At 59.9% G+C, this 20,347-nt stretch carries 20 protein-coding genes and 1 pseudogene; 10 read left to right on the forward strand and 11 right to left on the reverse strand.

Features of this window, described 5'->3' with window-relative positions:
• Positions 1-12: 12 nt before the first annotated feature.
• The 3 genes from rpoZ to CAF87_RS10575 form a co-directional block, all read right to left on the reverse strand.
• The gene (gene rpoZ / locus CAF87_RS10565) at positions 13-276 is read right to left on the reverse strand and encodes a DNA-directed RNA polymerase subunit omega (protein ID WP_085731376.1); all 264 of its coding nucleotides are present in this window, start codon (positions 274-276) and stop codon (positions 13-15) included.
• A gap of 168 nt (positions 277-444) precedes the next feature.
• On the reverse strand, positions 445-1,065 hold the full coding sequence (gmk, locus tag CAF87_RS10570; RefSeq protein WP_085731377.1) for a guanylate kinase: 621 nt from the start codon (positions 1,063-1,065) through the stop codon (positions 445-447).
• Positions 1,066-1,077: 12 nt separating this feature from the next.
• Positions 1,078-1,941, reverse strand: coding sequence for a YicC/YloC family endoribonuclease (locus CAF87_RS10575; RefSeq protein WP_085731378.1), 864 nt, complete (start codon positions 1,939-1,941; stop codon positions 1,078-1,080).
• Between the two features lie 268 nt (positions 1,942-2,209).
• On the opposite strand from CAF87_RS10575, the gene rph reads away from it, so the two are divergent.
• From rph to gltS, 3 genes are all read left to right on the forward strand, one after another.
• A complete protein-coding gene (gene rph, locus CAF87_RS10580) occupies positions 2,210-2,932 on the forward strand; it encodes a ribonuclease PH (RefSeq protein ID WP_085731379.1) in 723 nt (240 codons plus the stop codon).
• 28 nt (positions 2,933-2,960) lie between these two features.
• Positions 2,961-3,329 carry a DUF4870 domain-containing protein gene (locus CAF87_RS10585; RefSeq protein WP_085731380.1) on the forward strand — a complete coding sequence of 123 codons (369 nt, stop codon included), beginning with the start codon at positions 2,961-2,963 and terminating at the stop codon, positions 3,327-3,329.
• 385 nt (positions 3,330-3,714) lie between these two features.
• Positions 3,715-4,923, forward strand: coding sequence for a sodium/glutamate symporter (gene gltS / locus CAF87_RS10590; protein ID WP_085731381.1), 1,209 nt, complete (start codon positions 3,715-3,717; stop codon positions 4,921-4,923).
• A gap of 81 nt (positions 4,924-5,004) precedes the next feature.
• Here the strand turns inward: gltS and CAF87_RS10595 are convergent, their stop codons facing one another.
• Positions 5,005-5,784 carry an exodeoxyribonuclease III gene (locus CAF87_RS10595; RefSeq protein ID WP_007920349.1) on the reverse strand — a complete coding sequence of 260 codons (780 nt, stop codon included), beginning with the start codon at positions 5,782-5,784 and terminating at the stop codon, positions 5,005-5,007.
• Positions 5,785-5,866: 82 nt separating this feature from the next.
• Here CAF87_RS10595 and pyrE point away from each other — a divergent pair, with 82 nt between their 5' ends.
• Positions 5,867-6,511 (forward strand): orotate phosphoribosyltransferase, encoded by a 645-nt coding sequence (gene pyrE / locus CAF87_RS10600; protein ID WP_011336558.1) that lies wholly within the window; start codon positions 5,867-5,869, stop codon positions 6,509-6,511.
• A gap of 70 nt (positions 6,512-6,581) precedes the next feature.
• Here pyrE and argB read toward each other — a convergent pair whose 3' ends face one another.
• The 4 genes and pseudogenes from argB to coaBC form a co-directional block, all read right to left on the reverse strand.
• Positions 6,582-7,487, reverse strand: a complete 906-nt coding sequence (argB, locus tag CAF87_RS10605; RefSeq protein WP_065258175.1) for an acetylglutamate kinase — start codon at positions 7,485-7,487, stop codon at positions 6,582-6,584.
• A 17-nt stretch (positions 7,488-7,504) separates the two neighbouring features.
• Positions 7,505-8,908: pseudogene (locus CAF87_RS10610) on the reverse strand (phosphomannomutase/phosphoglucomutase); the annotation flags it as partial.
• Between the two features lie 236 nt (positions 8,909-9,144).
• Positions 9,145-9,600: a dUTP diphosphatase gene (gene dut / locus CAF87_RS10620; protein ID WP_007954445.1), complete on the reverse strand. Its 456-nt coding sequence runs from the start codon at positions 9,598-9,600 to the stop codon at positions 9,145-9,147.
• A gap of 5 nt (positions 9,601-9,605) precedes the next feature.
• Positions 9,606-10,814, reverse strand: coding sequence for a bifunctional phosphopantothenoylcysteine decarboxylase/phosphopantothenate--cysteine ligase CoaBC (gene coaBC, locus CAF87_RS10625; RefSeq protein WP_085731383.1), 1,209 nt, complete (start codon positions 10,812-10,814; stop codon positions 9,606-9,608).
• 135 nt (positions 10,815-10,949) lie between these two features.
• Between coaBC and radC the strand changes: the two genes are divergently transcribed.
• Positions 10,950-11,624, forward strand: coding sequence for a DNA repair protein RadC (gene radC / locus CAF87_RS10630; RefSeq protein ID WP_085731384.1), 675 nt, complete (start codon positions 10,950-10,952; stop codon positions 11,622-11,624).
• 36 nt (positions 11,625-11,660) lie between these two features.
• Here radC and CAF87_RS10635 read toward each other — a convergent pair whose 3' ends face one another.
• Complete coding sequence (locus tag CAF87_RS10635) at positions 11,661-13,247, reverse strand: ABC transporter substrate-binding protein (RefSeq protein ID WP_085731385.1); 1,587 nt, start codon at positions 13,245-13,247, stop codon at positions 11,661-11,663.
• A 446-nt stretch (positions 13,248-13,693) separates the two neighbouring features.
• Between CAF87_RS10635 and rpmB the strand changes: the two genes are divergently transcribed.
• Together rpmB and rpmG are read left to right on the forward strand one after the other, a co-directional pair.
• Positions 13,694-13,927, forward strand: a complete 234-nt coding sequence (gene rpmB, locus CAF87_RS10640; protein WP_003229474.1) for a 50S ribosomal protein L28 — start codon at positions 13,694-13,696, stop codon at positions 13,925-13,927.
• 11 nt (positions 13,928-13,938) lie between these two features.
• Positions 13,939-14,094: a 50S ribosomal protein L33 gene (gene rpmG, locus CAF87_RS10645; RefSeq protein WP_003177274.1), complete on the forward strand. Its 156-nt coding sequence runs from the start codon at positions 13,939-13,941 to the stop codon at positions 14,092-14,094.
• A gap of 73 nt (positions 14,095-14,167) precedes the next feature.
• On the opposite strand, the gene CAF87_RS10650 is transcribed toward rpmG, so the two are convergent.
• Positions 14,168-14,530 (reverse strand): cupin domain-containing protein, encoded by a 363-nt coding sequence (locus tag CAF87_RS10650; protein WP_085731386.1) that lies wholly within the window; start codon positions 14,528-14,530, stop codon positions 14,168-14,170.
• A 236-nt stretch (positions 14,531-14,766) separates the two neighbouring features.
• Between CAF87_RS10650 and CAF87_RS10655 the strand changes: the two genes are divergently transcribed.
• Both CAF87_RS10655 and CAF87_RS10660 read left to right on the forward strand, forming a co-directional pair.
• Positions 14,767-16,260, forward strand: coding sequence for an aldehyde dehydrogenase (locus CAF87_RS10655; protein ID WP_085708877.1), 1,494 nt, complete (start codon positions 14,767-14,769; stop codon positions 16,258-16,260).
• A gap of 184 nt (positions 16,261-16,444) precedes the next feature.
• Positions 16,445-17,590 (forward strand): MFS transporter, encoded by a 1,146-nt coding sequence (locus tag CAF87_RS10660; RefSeq protein ID WP_085731387.1) that lies wholly within the window; start codon positions 16,445-16,447, stop codon positions 17,588-17,590.
• A 21-nt stretch (positions 17,591-17,611) separates the two neighbouring features.
• Here CAF87_RS10660 and CAF87_RS10665 read toward each other — a convergent pair whose 3' ends face one another.
• Positions 17,612-19,147 carry a phospholipase D family protein gene (locus CAF87_RS10665; protein ID WP_139831721.1) on the reverse strand — a complete coding sequence of 512 codons (1,536 nt, stop codon included), beginning with the start codon at positions 19,145-19,147 and terminating at the stop codon, positions 17,612-17,614.
• 376 nt (positions 19,148-19,523) lie between these two features.
• Between CAF87_RS10665 and CAF87_RS10670 the strand changes: the two genes are divergently transcribed.
• Positions 19,524-20,189, forward strand: coding sequence for a DUF1120 domain-containing protein (locus tag CAF87_RS10670; protein WP_085731389.1), 666 nt, complete (start codon positions 19,524-19,526; stop codon positions 20,187-20,189).
• The last annotated feature ends 158 nt before the right edge of the window (positions 20,190-20,347 follow it).

A 20,347-nucleotide genomic window follows, 5' to 3' on the forward strand; every position in this document is an offset into this window, starting at 1 on the left:
CCAGGCATAGGCTTAGACGGCCTCGTTGGACTCGTCCTCGAACGCAGCGAACACCGGGTCTTCGTGGACGATATCCTGCTCGGCGATGAACTCGTAGCTCATCAGGCCTTCAGCGATTTCACGCAGCGCAACTACGGTCGGTTTGTCGTTTTCCCACTGAACCAGGGGCTCTTTGCCGCCGGTGGCCAGTTGACGGGCACGCTTGGTAGAGAGCATGACCAGCTCAAAGCGGTTTTCCACGTGTTCTAGGCAGTCTTCAACGGTTACGCGGGCCATGGTATTCCTCGGAGCGAATGCAATATGCGCGCTGCCCGGTTGGGCGAGCGGACTCAACAGTTTAAAAAATCACCAGCGATTAGGGAAGCGCTGATTTTTTGACCAGACTCTTCAACGCGCTGCAAGTACCAATGTAAAGCCCTTGCAGCGGTTTTGGGAAGTGCTGTTTCAGCCCAGCAATTCAGCCAGCAATTTGCCGAAACGCACTTGTTGGCGTTTCTGTTGTAGCTGATTGGCGCGGAAAATTGCTTTCAAATCGTCCAGCGCGTGAGCGAAATCGTCGTTGATGATCAGGTAGTCGTAGTCGACATAGTGGCTCATCTCGCTGACCGCTTCACGCATGCGGCCGTCGATGATCTCGTCGCTGTCCTGGCCACGGTTGGTCAGACGCTGGTGCAGGGCCTGCGCCGATGGCGGCAGGATGAAGATCGAACGGGCCTGCGGCATCAGCTTGCGCACTTGCTCGGCGCCTTGCCAGTCGATTTCCAGAATCAGGTCGTGACCTTCGTCCAGGGTCTGCTGCAGGCGGCTTTGCGAGGTGCCGTAGAAGTTGCCGAAGACTTCGGCGCGTTCCAGGAAGTCGCCGTGCTCACCCATCTTCACGAACTCTTCGCGGGTCACGAAGTGATAGTTCACGCCGTCCACTTCGCCCGGGCGCATGGCGCGGGTGGTGTGGGAAATCGAAACGCGAATCTCCGGGTTGGTGTCGGTCAGGGCCTTGACCAGACTGCTCTTGCCCGCGCCCGAAGGGGCGGAAATGATGTACAGGGTGCCGGTGCTGTGGGTCATGTCGGGGTAGCCTTACTCAATATTCTGCACTTGTTCGCGCATCTGTTCGATCAACACCTTGAGGTTGACCGCCGCCTGGGTGCTGCGCGGGTCGAAGGCCTTGGAGCCCAGTGTGTTGGCTTCGCGGTTGAGTTCCTGCATCAGGAAGTCCAGGCGCCGACCGGCGGCACCGCCGGATTTCAGCACCCGGCGAACTTCGATGATGTGGGTGCTCAGGCGATCCAGTTCTTCGGCCACGTCGCTCTTTTGCGCGAGCATGACCATTTCCTGTTCCAGGCGCTGCGGATCCATCTCGGCCTTCATGTCGGCGAAGCGGTCGAGGACTTTCTGGCGCTGGGTGGCGAGCATCTGCGGAACCAGTTCGCGCAGGGTCACCACGTCTTCTTCGATGGAGGTCAGACGGTCGTTGATCAGGCGGGCCAGCTCTGCGCCTTCGCGCTCGCGACCTGCCTTGAGGTCTTTCAGGCCTTGATTGAACAGGGTCAGCGCCTCGGCGTTCAACGCCTGCGGGTCGGTGGCGTCGGCGACCAGTACGCCGGGCCAGGCCAGCACTTCCAGCGGGTTCAGCGCGGCCGGGTTCTTGATCAGGCCGGCGACGGTTTCGGCCGCGGCGACCAGTTGTGCGGCGCGTTCGCGGTCCACTTGCAGTGGCTTGCCGGTGCTTTCCTCGGTGAAACGCAGGGTGCATTCCAGTTTGCCGCGCGACAGGCCCTGGCGCAGGGCTTCGCGGACGGCGCCTTCGAGGTCGCGAAACGACTCCGGCAAGCGCAGATGGGGTTCCAGATAGCGGCTGTTGACCGAGCGCAGTTCCCAGCTCAGGGTGCCCTGAACACCGGCTTTCTCGACGCGGGCGAAGGCGGTCATGCTGTGCACCATGGCGGTGACCTCGCGATACAGATCGGCGCGGATTGAAGCTCCGCAGCTCGATATCAATGAATTTAAGCCGGCTGGCAGCAAAGGCGCAGGATTGTAGCGCAGTGCGGCAGATGCGCCCAAACACACGGTGTGACAAAGGGCTGCAGGCCGTCGGCGAAGCGCGTTTCAGGGCCCTTGTTCGACGGCCGGGATTTTTAAGCAGTGCCCAGTCGCGGTGCGCAGCTCTATAATGCTCCGCAGTTTTCCGTCCCCAGTACAGGTATCTCCTATGAAACGTCCAAGTGGTCGCGCTGCCGATCAGCTCCGCTCGATCCGCATTACCCGCAACTACACCAAGCACGCCGAGGGATCGGTACTGGTCGAATTCGGTGATACCAAAGTCATCTGCACCGTCAGCGTCGAAAACGGCGTGCCGCGTTTCCTGAAAGGCCAGGGCCAGGGCTGGCTGACCGCCGAGTACGGCATGCTGCCGCGCGCCACCGGCGAGCGTAACCAGCGTGAAGCGAGCCGTGGCAAGCAGGGCGGTCGCACCCTGGAAATACAGCGCCTGATCGGCCGTTCCCTGCGCGCCGCGCTGGACATGTCCAAGCTGGGCGATGTCACCCTGTACGTCGACTGCGACGTGATCCAGGCCGATGGCGGCACCCGTACCGCGTCGATCACCGGCGCCATGGTTGCGCTGGTCGATGCCTTGAAAGTGATCAAGAAGCGCGGCGGCCTGAAGGGCGGCGACCCGCTCAAGCAAATGATCGGTGCTGTCTCCGTGGGCATGTACCAGGGCGAGCCGGTGCTGGATCTGGACTATCTTGAAGACTCCGCCGCCGAGACGGACCTCAACGTGGTGATGACCAGCACCGGTGGTTTCATCGAAGTGCAGGGCACCGCCGAAGGCGCGCCGTTCCAGCCTGAAGAGTTGAACGCGATGCTGGAACTGGCCAAGAAAGGCATGAACGAGATCTTCGAACTGCAAACGGCTGCGCTGGCCGACTGAGCAGGTTCGTAACCGCAAGGAGGACGCGATGAGTGATGAGCAAGAGTTGCTGCCCAAGCCGAGCCAGGAGGTTCGCCAATGGGCGATGTTTTGTCATTTGTCCGCCTTGCTGGGGATCTGGATTCCGTTCGGTACGCTGATCGGGCCGCTGGTCCTGTGGCAGATGAAGCGCGAGACCGATCCGTTCATCGACGCCCAGGGCAAGGAGGCGCTGAATTTCCAGATCACCGTGGCGATCGCTTCGATGATCTGCTTTGTGCTGATGCTGTTGATCATCGGGTTCGTATTGTTCGGCCTGCTGGCGATTGCGGCGTTGGTGCTGACGATCATCGGTGGGGTGAAAGCCAACGAAGGTTTCCCCTACCGCTATCCGTTCACCTGGCGGTTGATCAAATAGCATCTTGTCGAAAGATGGGTGTTGGCATAAATAATTTTGCATGTTTAAAAGCCCTGACTTGTCAGGGCTTTTTTGCAACTAAATAAACCTGCTTTGTTTGTAGGAGTATTCTGTCTGCGATGAGTGGTAGAAGATATTTTATATATTCATCCATCTTACATTTTTAGTCACAACTGTAATGCCTTGGTGTTGCCAAAGGTCATTGGCAGTATGAGTTTGTGCTTGTTAAAGTTGTCGCACGTAATATTCCTTCAGAAATATTTCGATATGTTCAAGCCATCGAAGGCTTTTGAATCCCAGTGTTTCCGGTGCTGAACAGTTCACCGGTTCATGAGGCGTATCCAGGGAAAGTTCGCCTCTGAATATATAGCCAAGAATAATCCAGATGATTCAGCTCGATTTTTACGGCACGCTCGTGGCCGCTTCCCTTGTACTTCTGTTGGGGCGTGGTCTTGTTACCCGTGTTGGTGTACTGCGCAATTTCAATATTCCCGAACCTGTTGCGGGTGGCCTGTTGGTTGCTCTGGTGCTTCTGGTTTTGCGAGCACTCGATATGGAAGTCCGGTTCGATACCTCGTTGCAGGCGCCGCTGATGCTGGCGTTTTTTGCCACTATCGGTCTGAGTGCAGACTTCGCCAGTCTCAAGAGGGGTGGTCGCATAGTAGGTATATTTCTATTGGCGGTTACCGGCCTCCTGATCCTGCAGAACGCCATGGGCATCGGACTTGCCACAATGCTGGGGCTCGACCCGCTGATGGGGCTGTTGACGGGCTCGATCACGCTGGCCGGTGGTCATGGAACCGGTGCTGCATGGGGAACGGTATTCAGCGAGAAATACGGTTTGGCCTCTGCCTCCGAGTTGGCGATAGCCTCGGCGACATTCGGTCTGGTGCTGGGTGGTCTGATCGGTGGGCCGGTTGCCCGTCTACTTATCAAGCGTGTCGAGGTGCCTGGTTGTCATGTGCAGGAGGCGCCGCGTCTACCAAAGGGGTTTGAGCAGCCGAACAAGGAGCGCTCGATCACGCCTTTCTCGTTCATCGAAACCCTCGCACTGATCGCGGTCAGCCTGCTGATGGGCAATCTCCTGAACGGGCTGTTGCATGGCACGGCATTCGAATTGCCGACATTCGTTTGTGTCTTGTTCGTGGGTGTCGTGCTGCGCAACGGCCTCTCGGCGTTTGGCGTGTATCAGGTATTCGAGCGTGAAGTTTCGGTGCTGGGCAACGTCAGCCTGTCGCTGTTTCTGGCGATTGCGCTGATGTCGCTCAAACTATGGGACCTGGCAGCGTTGGCGTTGCCGATTTTCATTATTCTGGCCGTGCAGACGCTGGTCATGGCGCTGTTCGCGGTATTCGTGACGTTCAGGGTGATGGGGCGCAATTACGATGCGGCAGTGCTGGCGGCCGGGCATTGCGGTTTCGGCCTTGGTGCGACGCCTACCGCCATCGCCAACATGCAAGCGGTGACGCAGCGTTACGGGCCTTCGCAGATCGCGTTTCTGGTCGTACCGATGGTGGGTGCATTTTTCATCGATATCATCAATGTCATCGTGATCAAGTTGTACCTGGCGCTGCCGTTCTTCGCTGCTGTCTAAAGCATATTCCAGTCTGAGACTGACCCATAAAAAATGCCCGTATCCTGCGATACGGGCATTTTTTCTACTGCGAAACGACGCTTAGATAGTCAGCGTCCAGTCGTAGTCGACGATCAGCGGCGCGTGCTGCGAGAACCGTGGCTGACGCGGCAGGCGTGCACTGCGCACGAAGCGCCGCAGGCCCGGGGTCAGGATCTGGTAGTCGAAACGCCAGCCCAGATTCAGCATCTCGGCCTGTTCGTTGTCCGGCCACCAGCTGTACTGGTCGCCTTCGCGGCTGACTTCGCGCAGGGCATCGACGTAGCCCATGTTGCCGACAATCTCGTCCATCCAGGCGCGTTCTGGCGCCAGGAAGCCCGGAGATTGCTGGCTGTCGCGCCAGTTCTTGATGTCGAGCTTCTGCTGCGCGACGTACAGCGAGCCACAATAAATGTACTCGCGACGTTTGCGCCGCTGTTTGTCCAGGTACTTGCCGAAGTCGTCCATGAGCTTGAACTTCTGGTTCAAGTCCTCATCGCCGTTCATCCCCGAAGGGAGCAGCAAGGTGGCAATACTGACTTTGTCGAAATCTGCTTGCAGGTAGCGCCCGTAGCGGTCGGCCGTCTCGAAACCGAGACCGCTGATGACAGCCTTCGGTTGCAACCGCGAATACAAAGCCACGCCGCCTTGGGCAGGGACTTCAGCATCGCAGGCATAAAGGAAGTAGCCGTCCAGTTGGAAGGCTGGGTCATCCAGTTCAAAGGCGGAGGCACGGGTGTCCTGCAGGCAGATGACGTCGGCATTCTGTGCCTGCAGCCAACTGAGCAAACCGCGCTCGACTGCAGCCTGAATACCATTGACGTTCACACTGATGATCCGCATAAATGGCCCCAAAAATCGCGTGCGTGTATGATACACGGCGTCAAGCTAATTAGCTAAATCCGTGGTATTTGGGGTTTTTTTCATGCAAGCGTATCAGCGCGATTTCATTCGTTTTGCCATCGATCGCGGCGTTTTGCGCTTCGGTGAGTTCACCCTGAAGTCCGGGCGCACCAGTCCTTACTTCTTCAATGCCGGCCTGTTCAACTCGGGTTCCGCGCTGGCGCAGCTGGGTCGTTTCTATGCCGCAGCCATCGCCGAGAGCGGTATTCCGTTCGATGTGCTGTTCGGCCCGGCCTACAAAGGCATCCCGCTGGCGGCAACCACTGCCGTGGCGCTGGCCGAGCACCACAACCGTGACCTGCCATGGTGCTTCAACCGCAAGGAAGCCAAGGCCCACGGCGAAGGCGGTAGCCTCGTTGGCGCGCCGCTGACTGGCGACGTGCTGATCATCGACGACGTGATCACCGCCGGCACCGCGATCCGTGAAGTGATGCAGATCATCGCTTCCCAGGACGGCGCCAAGGCTGCTGGCGTGTTGATCGCCCTGAACCGTCAGGAGCGCGGCAACGGCGAGCTATCGGCAATCCAGGAAGTCGAGCGTGATTTCGGCATCCCGGTCATCAGCATCGTGTCGCTGAACCAGGTGCTGGAATTCCTGGCAGACGACCCGCAGCTCAAGCAGCACCTGCCAGCCGTTGAAGCTTATCGCGCCCAGTTCGGCGTCTGATCGCTTCTTCCGGGTAAAAAAAGACCCCGCTCAGCCAGGCTGAGCGGGGTCTTTTTGTTTGCGCTACCGCTTAAGGACGCTTGCGATTGCTGATCAGTGTGCCCACACCGGTGTCGGTGAAGATTTCCAGCAGGATCGCGTTCGGTACGCGGCCGTCGATGATCAGCGAGCTGCCCACGCCGCCCTGAACCGCTTCCAGTGCACAGCGGATCTTCGGCAGCATGCCGCCGTAGATGGTGCCGTCGGCGATCAGGTCGTCGACCTGCTGGGTGCTCAGGCCGGTCAGGACCTTGCCCGACTTGTCCATCAGGCCGGCGATGTTGGTCAGCAACATCAGCTTCTCGGCTTTCAGTGCTTCGGCAACCTTGCCGGCCACCAGGTCGGCGTTGATGTTGTACGACTCGCCGTTCTCGCCCACGCCAATCGGCGCGATCACCGGGATGAAGTTGCCCTTGACCAGCAGGTTCAGCAGTTCGGTGTTGATCCCGACCACTTCGCCCACCTGACCGATGTCGATGATTTCAGGCTGGGTCATCTCCGGGGTCTGGCGGGTGACGGTGAGCTTCTTCGCACGAATCAGCCCGGCATCTTTGCCGGTCAGGCCGATGGCGCTGCCGCCGTGACGGTTGATCAGGTTGACGATGCTTTTGTTGACCTGGCCGCCGAGGACCATTTCCACCACGTCCATGGTCGCCGCGTCGGTCACGCGCATGCCGTCGACGAAGTGGCTTTCGATCGACAGGCGCTTGAGCAGATCACCGATCTGCGGGCCGCCGCCGTGAACCACAACCGGGTTGATGCCGACGGCTTTCATCAAGACGATGTCGCGGGCGAAGCCGGTTTTCAGCTCCTCGCTTTCCATCGCGTTGCCGCCGTATTTGATCACCAGGGTCTTGCCGACATAACGTCGGATGTAAGGCAACGCTTCGGACAGGACCTTGGCGGTTTGGGCGGCGGCTTCGCGTTCGAGGGTCATTCAGGGCTCCGGGTGAATCAGAACGGTAGTTGGAGATCAGGTGCAACGCGTTTCAACTGGGCATGGAACACAGCCTTGATGCGCTGCAATTCAGCCTCGTCATCGGCCTCGAAGCGCAGCACCAGCACCGGTGTGGTGTTGGAGGCGCGCACCAGGCCCCAGCCTTTGGCGTAATCGACCCGCACGCCGTCAATGGTGGTCAGGTCGGCGCCTGGACCCCACTGCGCATCGTGCAGTGCATCAATGATGCTGAATTTGCTCTCTTCGGTCACATGGATATTGATTTCCGGCGTGGAAATATCGTTCGGGAAGGTCGCGAACAGCGTTTCCGCGTCGGATTTTTCCTTGCTGAGGATCTCCAGCAGCCGTGCGGCGCTGTAAATGCCGTCGTCGAAACCGAACCAGCGTTCCTTGAAGAAGATGTGCCCACTCATTTCTCCGGCGAGCAACGCGCCGGACTGCTTCATTTTCTTTTTGATCAACGAGTGACCGGTCTTCCACATTAGCGACTGGCCGCCGTATTCCTTGATCAACGGAATCAGGCGACGGGTGCATTTGACGTCGAAGATGATTTCCGCGCCCGGGTTGCGGGCCAGCACATCGCGGGCAAACAGCATCAGCAGACGATCCGGGAACACGATGGTGCCGGTGTTGGTCACCACGCCGACGCGGTCGCCGTCGCCGTCGAAGGCCAGGCCGATGTCAGCCTTGGTTTCCTTGACCTTGGCAATCAGGTCGACGAGGTTCTCAGGCTTGCCCGGGTCCGGGTGATGGTTCGGGAAGTTACCGTCGACTTCGCAGAACAGCGGGATGACTTCGCAGTTCAGTGCTTCGATCAGTTGCGGGGCGATTACGCCGGCCGCGCCGTTACCGCAGTCGACCACGACTTTCAGGCGCCGGGCCAGTTTGATGTCCTGGACGATTTCGGTGGTGTAGCGGTCGAGGATCTCGACCTGGGTCACGCTGCCCTGGCCGCTGCTCAGGTTGCCGCTCTTGATACGCTCGTGCAGAACCTGGATCTGTTCGTTGGCGAGGGTGTCGCCGGCGATCACGATCTTGAAGCCGTTGTAGTTCGACGGATTATGGCTGCCGGTGAGCATCACACCGGATTTGCCGGCCAGCACGTTGGCGGCGTAGTACAGCGCCGGGGTCGGCACCAGGCCGACATCGCTGACGTGGCAGCCGCTTTCGGCGATGCCGCGGATCAGCTCGGCAACCAGCTCGGGGCCGGACAGGCGGCCGTCACGGCCGACGGACACGTTCGGTTCACCCTGGGCCAGGCTCTGGGAGCCGATGGCGCGGCCGATCCAGTAGGCGGTTTCGCCATTGAGAAATTCCGGCACGGTGCCGCGAATGTCATAGGCGCGGAAGATGCTGTCGGGAAGCTTCGGGGCGACTTGGGCGGGGGTGCTCATCTGCGGAAATGCTCCATCTCGAAAGGGGTGGGACACACCGACGATTCATCTCGACGGCAGGCTCAAACTGAAGGGTATGACGGCGGTTTTCACAGAGAGTTCGTGGTGTGAAAGGGCCATGACGCCTTGTACGGCGTGGCTTTGGCCTGCCAATGCCTTGATTTTCGGCGCTAAACCTTGCAGATGACATTTTGAATTTCGTGGCAAGCAACACGCACTCGCCACGATGGATTTCTAACCGATCACTTGGTACCGGAATGGCCGAAACCGCCAGCGCCACGCTCGGTTTCGACGAACTCTTCGACCATTTCGAAGTGCGCCTGCACCACCGGTACCAGCACCAGTTGCGCCAGACGCTCGCCGACCGGCATGGTGAATTCGGTCTGGCCACGGTTCCAGCAGGAGACCATCAGCGGGCCCTGGTAATCGGAGTCGATCAGGCCGACCAGATTGCCCAGCACGATGCCGTGCTTATGGCCCATGCCCGAGCGCGGCAGGATCAACGCGGCGAGGTTAGGGTCGCCGATGTACACCGACAGCCCGGTAGGGATCAGCACGGTTTCACCCGGTTTGATCACGATGTCCTCTTGCAGCATGGCGCGCAGGTCGAGGCCGGCGGAGCCCGGTGTGGCGTATTGCGGCAGCGGGAATTCGGTGCCGATGCGTGGGTCGAGGATCTTGGCTTGCAAAGCGTGCATGTAAATTAAACCTGGTTCAGACGTTCGGCGATAAAAGTGACGAGCTGGCGAGCGATCTTGCTCTTGCTGGTCTGGGCGAAAACCGTGGCGTGCAGCCCACGGTCGATGACGCTGCAGGCGTTTTCTTCACTGTTGAAACCGATGCTCGGGTTGGCGACGTCGTTGGCGACGATCAGATCGAGATTCTTGTCCTTCAGCTTGCGTGCAGCGTAGTCGAGCAGGTGTTCGGTCTCGGCGGCGAAGCCGACACTGAACGGACGGTCGGGACGGGTCGCGATGGTGGCCAGGATGTCCGGGTTGCGCACCATTTGCAGGACGAAGCCGTCGCCGCTGGTAGGGTCTTTCTTCAATTTTTGCGGGGCGACGACTTCCGGACGGTAGTCCGCGACCGCCGCCGAGGCGATGAAGATGTCGCACGGGATCGCGGCTTCGCACGCGGCGAGCATGTCGCGGGCGCTGACCACATCGATACGCGTGACGCGATCCGGAGTCGGCAAATGCACAGGGCCGCTGATCAGCGTGACGCGGGCGCCGGCTTCCATCGCGGCTTCAGCCAGGGCGAAGCCCATTTTGCCGGAGCTGTGGTTGGTGATGTAGCGCACCGGGTCGATGTTTTCCTGGGTCGGGCCGGCGGTGATCACCACGTGCTTGCCGGTCAGTGCCTGACGCTGGAAGCAGTCCGCCGCGAGCTGGGCCAGATCGGTGGCTTCCATCATGCGGCCCATGCCGACGTCTCCGCAGGCCTGGCTGCCGGAGGCCGGGCCGAAGGTCTTCAGGCCACGGCTTTCAAGGAGTTGTAGGTTGGCCTGGGTCGCCGGGTCGCGCCACATGGCCTGGTTCATGGCTGGAGCGACTGCGACGATGGCGTCGGTGGCCAGCACCAGCGTGGTCAGCAAATCGTTGGCAATGCCTTGGGCCAGACGGGCGAGCAGGTCGGCGGTTGCCGGGGCGATCAGCACCAGATCGGCCCACTTGGCCAGTTCGATGTGGCCCATCGCTGCTTCGGCGGCCGGGTCGAGCAGATCCAGGTGAACCGGGTGGCCGGACAGGGCCTGCATGGTCAGCGGGGTGATGAATTCGCTGCCGCCACGGGTCATGACCACGCGCACTTCGGCGCCCTGATCGATAAGGCGGCGCACAAGGTCGGCGCTCTTGTAGGCAGCAATGCCGCCGCCGACGCCCAGAACGATGCGTTTCCGATACAGCCGCTGCATAGGTCTGCCTTTCATTTCGTTGGTGACATGCGTGGCGAAACCCCCTCCCCAGGGTGAATTCGCCCGCAAAAAAGATGGGCTACGATATCACAGCGACCGCTATGGAACAGCGGCGCCCACAGACAAGGAACGTGTATGAGTATTCGCGATTGGCCGGCGGCGGAAAGGCCGCGGGAAAGGTTGTTGGAACAGGGCTCTGCGAGCCTTTCGGATGCTGAACTGCTGGCGATTTTCCTGCGGACCGGTGTGCCGGGAAAAAGTGCAGTCGATCTGGCGCGGCATCTGTTGAATCAGTTTGGCAGTCTGAGATTGTTGCTTGAGGCCGATCAGGAAGCATTCAGCAAGCAATTGGGTCTCGGCCCTGCAAAGTTTGCCCAGCTGCAAGCTGCTCAAGAAATGAGCAAACGACATCTGGCCGAGCGTTCACGGCAAAAAACAGCGCTTGAAAACCCACAAGTGGTTCGTGATTACCTCAAAGCCATGCTGCGCCACGAGCCGCATGAGGTCTTCGGTTGCCTGTTTCTGGATTCCAAGCATCAAGTGCTCACCTTCGAGACTCTGTTTCGAGGCTCGATCGACAACACCGCCGTGCATCCCCGTGAAGTGGTGAAACGTGCCCTGGCCAACAACGCGGCGGCGGTGATCCTGTGCCACAACCACCCGTCGGGAAACACCGATCCCAGCCAGGCTGATCGATTATTGACCAAGCGCTTGCAGAAGACTTTGGAGCTGATCGACGTGCGGGTGCTCGATCATTTCATCGTCGGTGATGGGGAGCCGCTGTCGATGGCGGAGTGTGGCTGGATGTAGCTTGCAGCGACTGCAGTCGCTGCAAGCCGGGGCGGATTATTTGAGGGTGACCTTGGAGTAATCCTGCCGACCGAAGGGGCTCACCGAATAACCCTGCACGTCCTTGCGCGTCAGCGCATACGCCGTCGGATGCGCCAGCGGCAGCCACAACGCCTGCTGCTGGATCTGCGCCTGAGCCTGTTCGTAGAGCTTGGTGCGTACGCCTTGTTCGCTGGTGGTTTTGCCGGCGCTGATCAGCTTGTCCAGATCGGCGTTGCAGTAGCGGGCGAAGTTGGTGCCGGACTTCACCGCCGCGCAGGAAAACTGTGGGGTGAGGAAGTTGTCCGGGTCGCCGTTGTCGCCGGCCCAGCCCATGAACAACAAATCATGCTCGCCAGCCTTGGCGCGACGGATCAGCTCGCCCCATTCGATCACGCGGATTCCCGCCTGAATGCCGATTTCCGCCAGATCGGATTGCAGCAGTTGTGCACCGAGGCTCGGATTCGGGTTGAGCAGGCTGCCTGACGGACGCGTCCAGATGGTGGTCTGGAAACCATCCTTCAGGCCGGCCTTGGCCAGCAAAGCCTTGGCTTTTGCCACATCGTGCGGGTAACCCGGCAGGTTCTTCGCGTAGCTCCAGGTATTCGGCGGGTACGGGCCGTTGGCGGGTTCGGCGGTGTCTTCGAACACAGCCTTGAGGTAGTTGGCCTTGTCGAAGGCGAGGTTGATCGCCTGACGCACTTCCGGCTTATCCAGTGGCGGATGCTGGCTGTTGATGCCAACGAATGCGGTCATGAACGCGTCAGTCTTTTCGACTTTCAGCGTCGGCTCCTGCTTCGCCGCCTGTACGTCCAGTGGTTTTGGCGACAGGGCAATCTGGCACTCGTTACGCCGCAGCTTTTGCAGGCGCACGTTGGCGTCCGGGGTGATGGCGAAGATCAGCGGGTCCACCGCAGGCTTGCCGCCGAAGTAGTCCGGGTTGGCCTTGTAGCGGATTGAGGCGTCTTTCTGGAAGCGGGTGAAGACGAACGGACCGGTGCCGATGGGTTGGCTGTTGAGCTTGTCGGTCGCGTTGGCCTTCAGCAGCTTGTCGGCGTATTCGGCGGAGTAGATCGAGGCGAAACCCATGCTCAGGGTTGCCAGGAACGTTGAGTCCGGGTGGTCGAGGGTGAAGCGCACGGTCAGCGGGTCGAGTGCGTCGATCTTCTTGATCAGGCTCGGCAGCTGCATCGACTGGGCGTGCGGGAAGCCGCTCTGGGCAACCTTGTGCCACGGGTTGGCCGGGTCGAGCATGCGGTCGAAGCTGAACTTGACGTCTTCGGCGGTCAGTTCGCGGGTCGGCTTGAAGTACTCGGTAGAGTGGAACTTCACCTGCGGGTGCAGTTTGAATATATAAGTCAGGCCGTCGGTGCTGACTTCCCAGCTGTCGGCCAGGCTCGGGACCACTTTGCCGGTCGCCGTATCGAAGTCCACCAGGCGATTCATCAGCACATCGGCCGAGGCGTTGGTGGTGGTCAGCGAGTTGTACTGCACCACGTCGAACCCTTCGGGGCTGGCCTCGGTGCACACGCTCAGGGCGGCGGCATGGGCCAGGGGGCTCAGCAAGAGCGGGGCGAGGAGCAGGGGGAGGGCAGCGAGGCGCATGGTCGGCTTCCTTTACAGATCGAAGGCCCATCTGCAAGTGCAGTCTGGAAAAAGCCTACCCTAGTGGTCGCGATTGCAAATGACTATCCCCTTTTTGCATTTTCGGGGCTGTGCGGCTGAGGAATTGTCGGAAGTGGCGGCAGGAAAAGTCCCGAATGCGGGTATGATCGTTTTTCTTCGACGAATGGTAAAAATTGCCGCCAGCCTTTGCCCAAGCCGCTTGCGGGCAGGAAAAGCGGCTTTTTAGCCATTCATTGCACACGGAAAGTTGTTGCTCCGTGGTCTTTCTGGTATAAAGCAGCGCTCTTTTCTAGGGGCCCGGTTCCTTCGCTTGTAGGTGTAGCCGGTAAGACCTCTAAAGAATCGCGGCGCCTGGCGCCACAATGACTAGAGATTAAGCGGCCAACCCATGCCGGGTTGGGCATGTGGTTTTAGAGGGCTGAGGCATGTCTAGAGTATGTCAAGTTACCGGTAAGGGTCCGGTAACCGGGAATAACATTTCCCACGCAAACAACAAAACCCGTCGTCGTTTCCTGCCGAACCTGCAGCATCACCGCTTCTGGGTTGAAGAAGAGAAACGTTTCGTACGCCTGCGCGTTTCCGCCAAAGGCATGCGTATCATCGACAAGCGTGGCATCAGCGTTGTGCTGGCCGAGCTGCGTCGCGACGGCAAGATTTAAGGGAGCTAATCATGCGTGAATTGATTCGTTTGATTTCGAGCGCCGGTACTGGTCACTTCTACACTACCGACAAGAACAAGCGTACTACCCCGGACAAAATCGAGATCAAGAAATATGATCCGGTTGTTCGCAAGCACGTGATCTACAAGGAAGGCAAAATCAAGTAATTGATTTTTCCCGACTTACGAAAAAGGCCCGTATCTCACGATACGGGCCTTTTTTGTTGCCTGGCGAAAGGCTTCAGGCCTTCTGTTCAAAGATCACGTAGACCTTGCGGCAGGCTTCCAGCACTTCCCAGGTGCCACGGAAACCGGCCGGAATCACGAAGCGGTCGCCGACACGCAGGGTCTTGGCATTGCCTTCGCCGTCACGCAGTACCGAAACGCCCTGGAGGATTTCGCAGTATTCGTGTTCGGTGTAATTCACCGTCCACTGACCCACTGCACCTTCCCACACGCCGACGCCCATTTGCCCGCAAGGGCTGTCGTATTGATTGAACACCGCCTGCTCGGGATCGCCCTTGAGTACTTTGGCCGGGTCCGGGCGGTAGCGTTCGGCCTGCTCCATGGTCAGGCTGATGTCGACGACGTTCTGGATGTTCATTGTTGTTTTCTCCCGTGATGACGGCGCGGTGGCTTGAAAAGGCCAAAGTCTATGTTGATTAAATTGAACGCCGCAAGGCCGTATGACCGGCTTATGTCAAATATATTGAAACAACCCCGGCCGCTGGTTTAGGGTGGCGGGTGCCTTGGGCCGAAAACAGGCTGGCCGGGCAGAATTCCTGAGAACGCCGGCGAAGATCGCGCGGCGCTCGTATTCAACAAGAGGAGGACACTCGAATGACCACCCTGACTCGTGCCGACTGGGAACAACGCGCCCGCGACCTGAAGATCGAAGGCCGCGCCTATCTCAATGGCGAGTACACCGATGCCGTCTCCGGCGAGACCTTCGAGTGCATCAGCCCGGTCGATGGCCGTCTGCTGGGCAAGATTGCCAGCTGTGACGCCGCCGACGCTCAGCGCGCCGTGGAAAACGCCCGCGCCACCTTCAATTCCGGTGTCTGGTCGCGCCTGGCACCGACCAAACGCAAAGCCACCATGATCCGTTTCGCCGGCCTGCTCAAGCAGCACGCCGAAGAACTGGCCCTGCTCGAAACCCTCGACATGGGCAAGCCGATCAGCGATTCGCTGTACATCGACGTACCGGGTGCCGCCCAAGCCCTGAGCTGGAGCGGTGAAGCGATCGACAAGATCTACGACGAAGTCGCCGCCACCCCGCACGATCAACTGGGTCTGGTAACCCGTGAGCCGGTGGGCGTGGTGGGTGCCATCGTGCCGTGGAACTTCCCGTTGATGATGGCTTGCTGGAAACTCGGACCGGCCCTGTCGACCGGTAACTCGGTGATCCTCAAACCGTCGGAAAAATCCCCGCTGACCGCCATCCGCATCGCCGAACTGGCGGTCGAGGCCGGCATTCCGAAAGGCGTGCTGAACGTGCTGCCGGGCTACGGCCACACCGTCGGCAAGGCGCTCGCTCTGCATAACGACGTCGACACCCTGGTGTTCACCGGTTCGACCAAGATCGCCAAGCAACTGATGATCTATTCCGGCGAATCGAACATGAAACGCGTCTGGCTGGAAGCCGGCGGCAAGAGCCCGAACATCGTGTTCGCCGATGCGCCGGACTTGCAAGCGGCCGCTGAATCCGCTGCCAGCGCCATCGCCTTCAACCAGGGCGAGGTCTGCACCGCAGGTTCCCGTCTGCTGGTCGAGCGTTCGATCAAGGACAAATTCCTGCCGATGGTGATCGAAGCGCTGAAAGCCTGGAAACCGGGCAACCCGCTGGACCCGGCCACCAACGTGGGTGCGCTGGTCGACACTCAACAAATGAACACCGTGCTGTCCTACATCGAGTCGGGCCACACCGACGGCGCCAAACTGGTAGCCGGCGGCAAGCGCATCCTTCAGGAAACAGGTGGCACCTACGTCGAGCCGACGATTTTCGACGGCGTGAGCAATGCGATGAAGATTGCCCAGGAAGAGATCTTCGGCCCGGTGCTGTCGGTCATCGCCTTCGACACGGCCGAGGAAGCGATCAACATCGCCAACGACACGCCTTACGGCCTGGCGGCGGCGGTCTGGACGCAGGACATCTCCAAGGCACACCTGACCGCCAAGGCACTGCGTGCCGGTAGTGTGTGGGTCAACCAGTACGACGGCGGCGACATGACCGCACCGTTCGGCGGCTTCAAGCAATCGGGCAACGGTCGCGACAAATCGCTGCACGCGTTCGACAAATACACCGAGCTGAAGGCGACCTGGATCAAGCTGTAAACCGTTGAGGGAGCCTGCTCAGGCAGGCTCTCGAACGATACAAAGATCCCTGTGGGAGCGAGCTTGCTCGCGAAAGCGGTGTATCAGTCAGCACATTTGCTGAATGTGAAACCGTTATCGCGAGCAAGCTCGCTCCCACAGTGTTTTGTGGTGCACATAAAAATTATCCACAGGAGCGTGGGCCATGCGTTGGGCGACGTATTTCGCCGTGTTGGCGTCTGTCTTGAGTGTTGGGCTGGCCCTTGGCGTCAGCATGCCGCTGGTGTCGTTGCGCCTGGAGGGCTGGGGCTACGGCTCGTTCGCCATCGGCGTGATGGCGGCGATGCCGGCCATTGGCGTGTTGCTGGGGGCGAAGATCTCCAGTCATCTGGCGGCGCGCTTCGGTACGGCAAACCTGATGCGTCTTTGCCTCTGGGCCGGGGCATTGTCCATCGGTTTGCTGGCGCTGCTGCCGAGTTATCCGATCTGGCTGGTGCTGCGGCTGATGATCGGGGTGATCCTGACCATCGTCTTCATCCTCGGCGAAAGCTGGATCAATCAACTGGTGGTCGAGCAGTGGCGCGGGCGATTGGTGGCGCTGTATGGCAGCAGTTATGCGCTCAGCCAACTGTCCGGGCCGTTACTGCTGGGTGCGCTCGGTACCGAGCATGATTACGGCTTCTGGGTGGGTGTCGGCCTTTTGATCGCTGCGCCACTTCTGTTGCTGGGGCGCAGTGGGGCGCCGAGCAGCGAGGCCAGCAGCGTGACCTTCGGCGATCTGTGGGGCTTCAGTCGCGAATTGCCGGCGATTGCCTGGGCGGTGTCGTTGTTCGCCGCGTTTGAGGCGATGATCCTGACCCTGTTGCCTGTGTACTGCCTGCAACAGGGCTTCACGGCGGAAATAGCGCTGGCGATGGTCAGCACCGTGGTGGTCGGCGATGCGCTGCTGCAATTGCCCATCGGTGCGCTGGCCGACTACCTGTCGCGGCGGACCTTGTTCGCCGGTTGCGCCGTGGTGCTGATGCTGTCGAGTCTGGCGATCCCGATGCTGATCGACACCCTGCTGATCTGGCCGCTGTGGGTGCTGTTCGGCGCCAGTGCCGGTGGCCTGTTCACCCTGTCGCTGATCCTGATCGGCGAGCGCTACCGTGACGACGCGCTGGTGCGCGCCAATGCGCATGTTGCGCAGCTGTGGGGCGTGGGTTGTCTGATCGGGCCGTTGGCGGCGGGGGCGGGCAGTCAATGGATCAGCGGGCACGCGTTGCCGTGGTTCATGGCGGCCGGGGCGTTCGGGCTGGTGATTCTGCTGTCGCGGCAAGGGGCGTTCGGCAAGGTGCCGGAGCCGGCCTGATGATCCGAACGGGGCGGGCTGCTACAGCATCCGCTCCAGCCCCACCGTGGTGCTGAACCATGCATTGAAGCGCCGCCACCAGCTGCCGGGCTCCTTGGTCAGCGTGTGCATCTGACCGTTGTCCTCGGTAACCCAGACGACTTTCCCGTCCTGCAATTTCGCCTCGTAACTCAACGCCGGCGCCATGCCCTGCAAAGCCAGTTCCCGTATATGGGCAGCCAGCTCGGGGCTGTCCACCAGCACCCCGACTTCGGTGTTCCACAGCACCGAGCGCGGGTCGAAATTGAACGAGCCAATGAACGCTTTTTTCCCGTCGAAGATCATCGCCTTGCTATGCAGGCTGGAATCCGAGCCGCGAAACGACTTGCTGTAAAACAGATGCGGGCCACTGCCGAAGTTATCCCCAGGCTGGCGCCGCAGCTCAAACAACTTCACGCCATGTTCCAGCAGTGCCTTGCGATACGGCGCATAACCGCCGTGCACCGCTGGTACGTCGGTGGCTTCCAGCGAGTTGGTCAGCAGACTCACCGACACACCCGCATCAGCACGGCCAGTCAGGTAAACCAGCCCGGGCTGGCCCGGCACGAAGTAGGCGGAAATCATCATCAGTTCCTTGCTGACGCCCCGCAGCTCCGGTGCCAGTTGTGTGGTCAGCAACAACTGAGGATCAGGTTTACCGTCCGCCAGCACCTTGCTCGGTGCATCCCACAGCGCCTGGTTCCAGGCCCAGATCAGCTCCCGGCGCCAGATGTCCATGCGCGGGTGGGTGGTGAAGGTCATCAGTTGCTGATACAGCGCGTGATTCTGTTTGCGGGTTTCTTCCAGGGACTCTTTCAGGCGTGTGCGGGTGTTCTGCAGGTCTTTGGCCGAGGGCTTGCTGGTGAGAAATTCGTCGATCGGTTTGCTCAGGGCGCTGTTCCAGTACTGATCGAAACTGTGTCCGAGCTGTTCGGCGACCGGCCCGATGCTGAGCATGTCGATGTCGGTGAAGTTCAGGTTGGGTTCGGCATCGAAGTATTCATCGCCCAGATTGCGCCCGCCGACGATGGCGGCGCTGTTGTCCGCCAGCCACAGCTTGTTGTGCATCCGCCGGTGTTGCTGCGACAGGTTGAACAGCCTACCCGCGGCCCGGGTCACGCCGGTGCTGCGGCCCAGGTGTAGTGGATTGAACAGGCGGATCTGGATATTCGGATGCGCCGCCAGCGTGGCGATGATCAGGTCTAGGCCGTCGCTGGTGGTGTCGTCCAACAGAATGCGCACCCGCACACCACGGTCGGCAGCCTTCAACACTTCTTCCACCAGCATCCGCGTACTGATGCCGTCGTGGACGATGTAGTACTGCAAATCGAGGCTGCTCTGGGCGTTGCGGATCAACTCGGCGCGAGCGGTGAAGGCTTCGGTGCTGTTGGACAGCAGGCGAAAGCCGGACTGGCCTTTGTACGGCGCGGCCTGGGCCTGGATCGAGCGACCGAATACCGATCCGTTGGCTGGCAGGACCTGGCTGGGTTCTCGTGGAGCATCCAGTGAGGCGCACCCGGCGAGCAGCAGGACGAACATCAGTGCGAATGGCAGGGTGTGTCGGGAGCTCAAGTCAGATCGTTCCGGGTGTGGGCGAGGTCAGGAGTATGGCACGGCATTTGTGGCGTGTTATCTGTTCGAAGGTCATGCAATCCGACCCCTGAACCAGAGCGGCTTGTAGCTTATGACTGTCGGAAGGGCGAGAGTTCTTAAACGAATTGAAGATTTTTCCGGCTCACATCAGCTACGTCTTGCAGCGATTTTTCCAGCGCGCAATACACCCTTGCCTTACATCGCTACCGGGAAGCAATCGGAATAATGACAACGCCGATTCTGAGGCAGGAAGTTTCCTGTTTTTCAGCAGAAGAAGCGCAGCTGGCTGTCATCTTTCGATTCTTATGGAGTGAGAATTTTCATGCGCAAGACCTTTCGTGCAATAGCTATAGCAGGTGCCCTGTGTCCGTCATTGGTCATGGCTGCTGGTGGGGATCTGAACATCACCGGCACCATCGTGCCGACCTCATGCAAGCCTGCATTCACCGGCGGTAACACGGTCAATCTGGGGAATATTTCTGCTGCCTCTCTGAACCCCGACCGTCAGACCGAGCTGACCAATCACACCATATCCTTGAACGTGACCTGCTCGGCGTCCGCGCCCATGGCGATCAAGGTGCATGACAATCAGGCTCATACTCAACTGCCGGGCATCGTTGTCGATGGAACGGACTGGTCGATGTACATCTACGGAATCGGCTTGGCGCCCGGCGCCAAAAAAATCGGTGGCTACGGGCTGCGCTTCGGGACACCTACGGTCGATGGTCAGCCTTCCATGGTGATGTACAAGCAAGGGAGCATGCCCAACTGGGATAGTCCGGATACGGCAACCCTGGTCGGGAAAAACGTGGAGGGTGGCAACCTGCGCTACTCATGGGGGGCGTCGCTGGCAGCAGGGCCGATGCCAGGGGTCGTGCATACATTTCCCATGACTCTGGTTCCGGTCGTCGGCCCTTCGCAGAACCTGGATCTCAGCAATTACATACCTCTAAAAGGGTCGGCGACGTTCGAGTTGCTCTACCTCTGAGGAGGATTGCACGGCTGCCCTCAAGGCAGGGCAGACAGTGTTGCACTCCTGCGCAGGGACATTCGACAGGCTTCGGCTTCTTGCGAAGCCTGTCATTTTCCAATCAAAACAATCGGCTGGCTCGCGGTCTGGCGTGAGTGCCGGCTGCGCGCTCGCCT

Source organism: Pseudomonas sp. R38(2017) (assembly GCF_002112395.1).
Lineage (GTDB): Bacteria > Pseudomonadota > Gammaproteobacteria > Pseudomonadales > Pseudomonadaceae > Aquipseudomonas.

Excerpts from the sequence above, each read along its gene's own strand:
- CAF87_RS10650 (WP_085731386.1), bottom strand. The coding sequence starts at position 14,530 with ATGAACATCCAGAACGTCGTCGACATCAGCCTGACCATGGAGCAGGCC.
- coaBC (WP_085731383.1), bottom strand. The coding sequence starts at position 10,814 with ATGCAGCGGCTGTATCGGAAACGCATCGTTCTGGGCGTCGGCGGCGGC.
- rpmB (WP_003229474.1), top strand. The coding sequence starts at position 13,694 with ATGTCTAGAGTATGTCAAGTTACCGGTAAGGGTCCGGTAACCGGGAAT.
- gltS (WP_085731381.1), top strand. The coding sequence starts at position 3,715 with ATGATTCAGCTCGATTTTTACGGCACGCTCGTGGCCGCTTCCCTTGTA.
- rpmG (WP_003177274.1), top strand. The coding sequence starts at position 13,939 with ATGCGTGAATTGATTCGTTTGATTTCGAGCGCCGGTACTGGTCACTTC.
- CAF87_RS10655 (WP_085708877.1), top strand. The coding sequence starts at position 14,767 with ATGACCACCCTGACTCGTGCCGACTGGGAACAACGCGCCCGCGACCTG.
- rph (WP_085731379.1), top strand. The coding sequence starts at position 2,210 with ATGAAACGTCCAAGTGGTCGCGCTGCCGATCAGCTCCGCTCGATCCGC.
- radC (WP_085731384.1), top strand. The coding sequence starts at position 10,950 with ATGAGTATTCGCGATTGGCCGGCGGCGGAAAGGCCGCGGGAAAGGTTG.
- CAF87_RS10635 (WP_085731385.1), bottom strand. The coding sequence starts at position 13,247 with ATGCGCCTCGCTGCCCTCCCCCTGCTCCTCGCCCCGCTCTTGCTGAGC.
- CAF87_RS10660 (WP_085731387.1), top strand. The coding sequence starts at position 16,445 with ATGCGTTGGGCGACGTATTTCGCCGTGTTGGCGTCTGTCTTGAGTGTT.
- gmk (WP_085731377.1), bottom strand. The coding sequence starts at position 1,065 with ATGACCCACAGCACCGGCACCCTGTACATCATTTCCGCCCCTTCGGGC.
- rpoZ (WP_085731376.1), bottom strand. The coding sequence starts at position 276 with ATGGCCCGCGTAACCGTTGAAGACTGCCTAGAACACGTGGAAAACCGC.
- dut (WP_007954445.1), bottom strand. The coding sequence starts at position 9,600 with ATGCACGCTTTGCAAGCCAAGATCCTCGACCCACGCATCGGCACCGAA.
- CAF87_RS10595 (WP_007920349.1), bottom strand. The coding sequence starts at position 5,784 with ATGCGGATCATCAGTGTGAACGTCAATGGTATTCAGGCTGCAGTCGAG.
- CAF87_RS10670 (WP_085731389.1), top strand. The coding sequence starts at position 19,524 with ATGCGCAAGACCTTTCGTGCAATAGCTATAGCAGGTGCCCTGTGTCCG.
- pyrE (WP_011336558.1), top strand. The coding sequence starts at position 5,867 with ATGCAAGCGTATCAGCGCGATTTCATTCGTTTTGCCATCGATCGCGGC.
- CAF87_RS10575 (WP_085731378.1), bottom strand. The coding sequence starts at position 1,941 with ATGGTGCACAGCATGACCGCCTTCGCCCGCGTCGAGAAAGCCGGTGTT.
- CAF87_RS10585 (WP_085731380.1), top strand. The coding sequence starts at position 2,961 with ATGAGTGATGAGCAAGAGTTGCTGCCCAAGCCGAGCCAGGAGGTTCGC.
- CAF87_RS10665 (WP_139831721.1), bottom strand. The coding sequence starts at position 19,147 with ATGTTCGTCCTGCTGCTCGCCGGGTGCGCCTCACTGGATGCTCCACGA.
- argB (WP_065258175.1), bottom strand. The coding sequence starts at position 7,487 with ATGACCCTCGAACGCGAAGCCGCCGCCCAAACCGCCAAGGTCCTGTCC.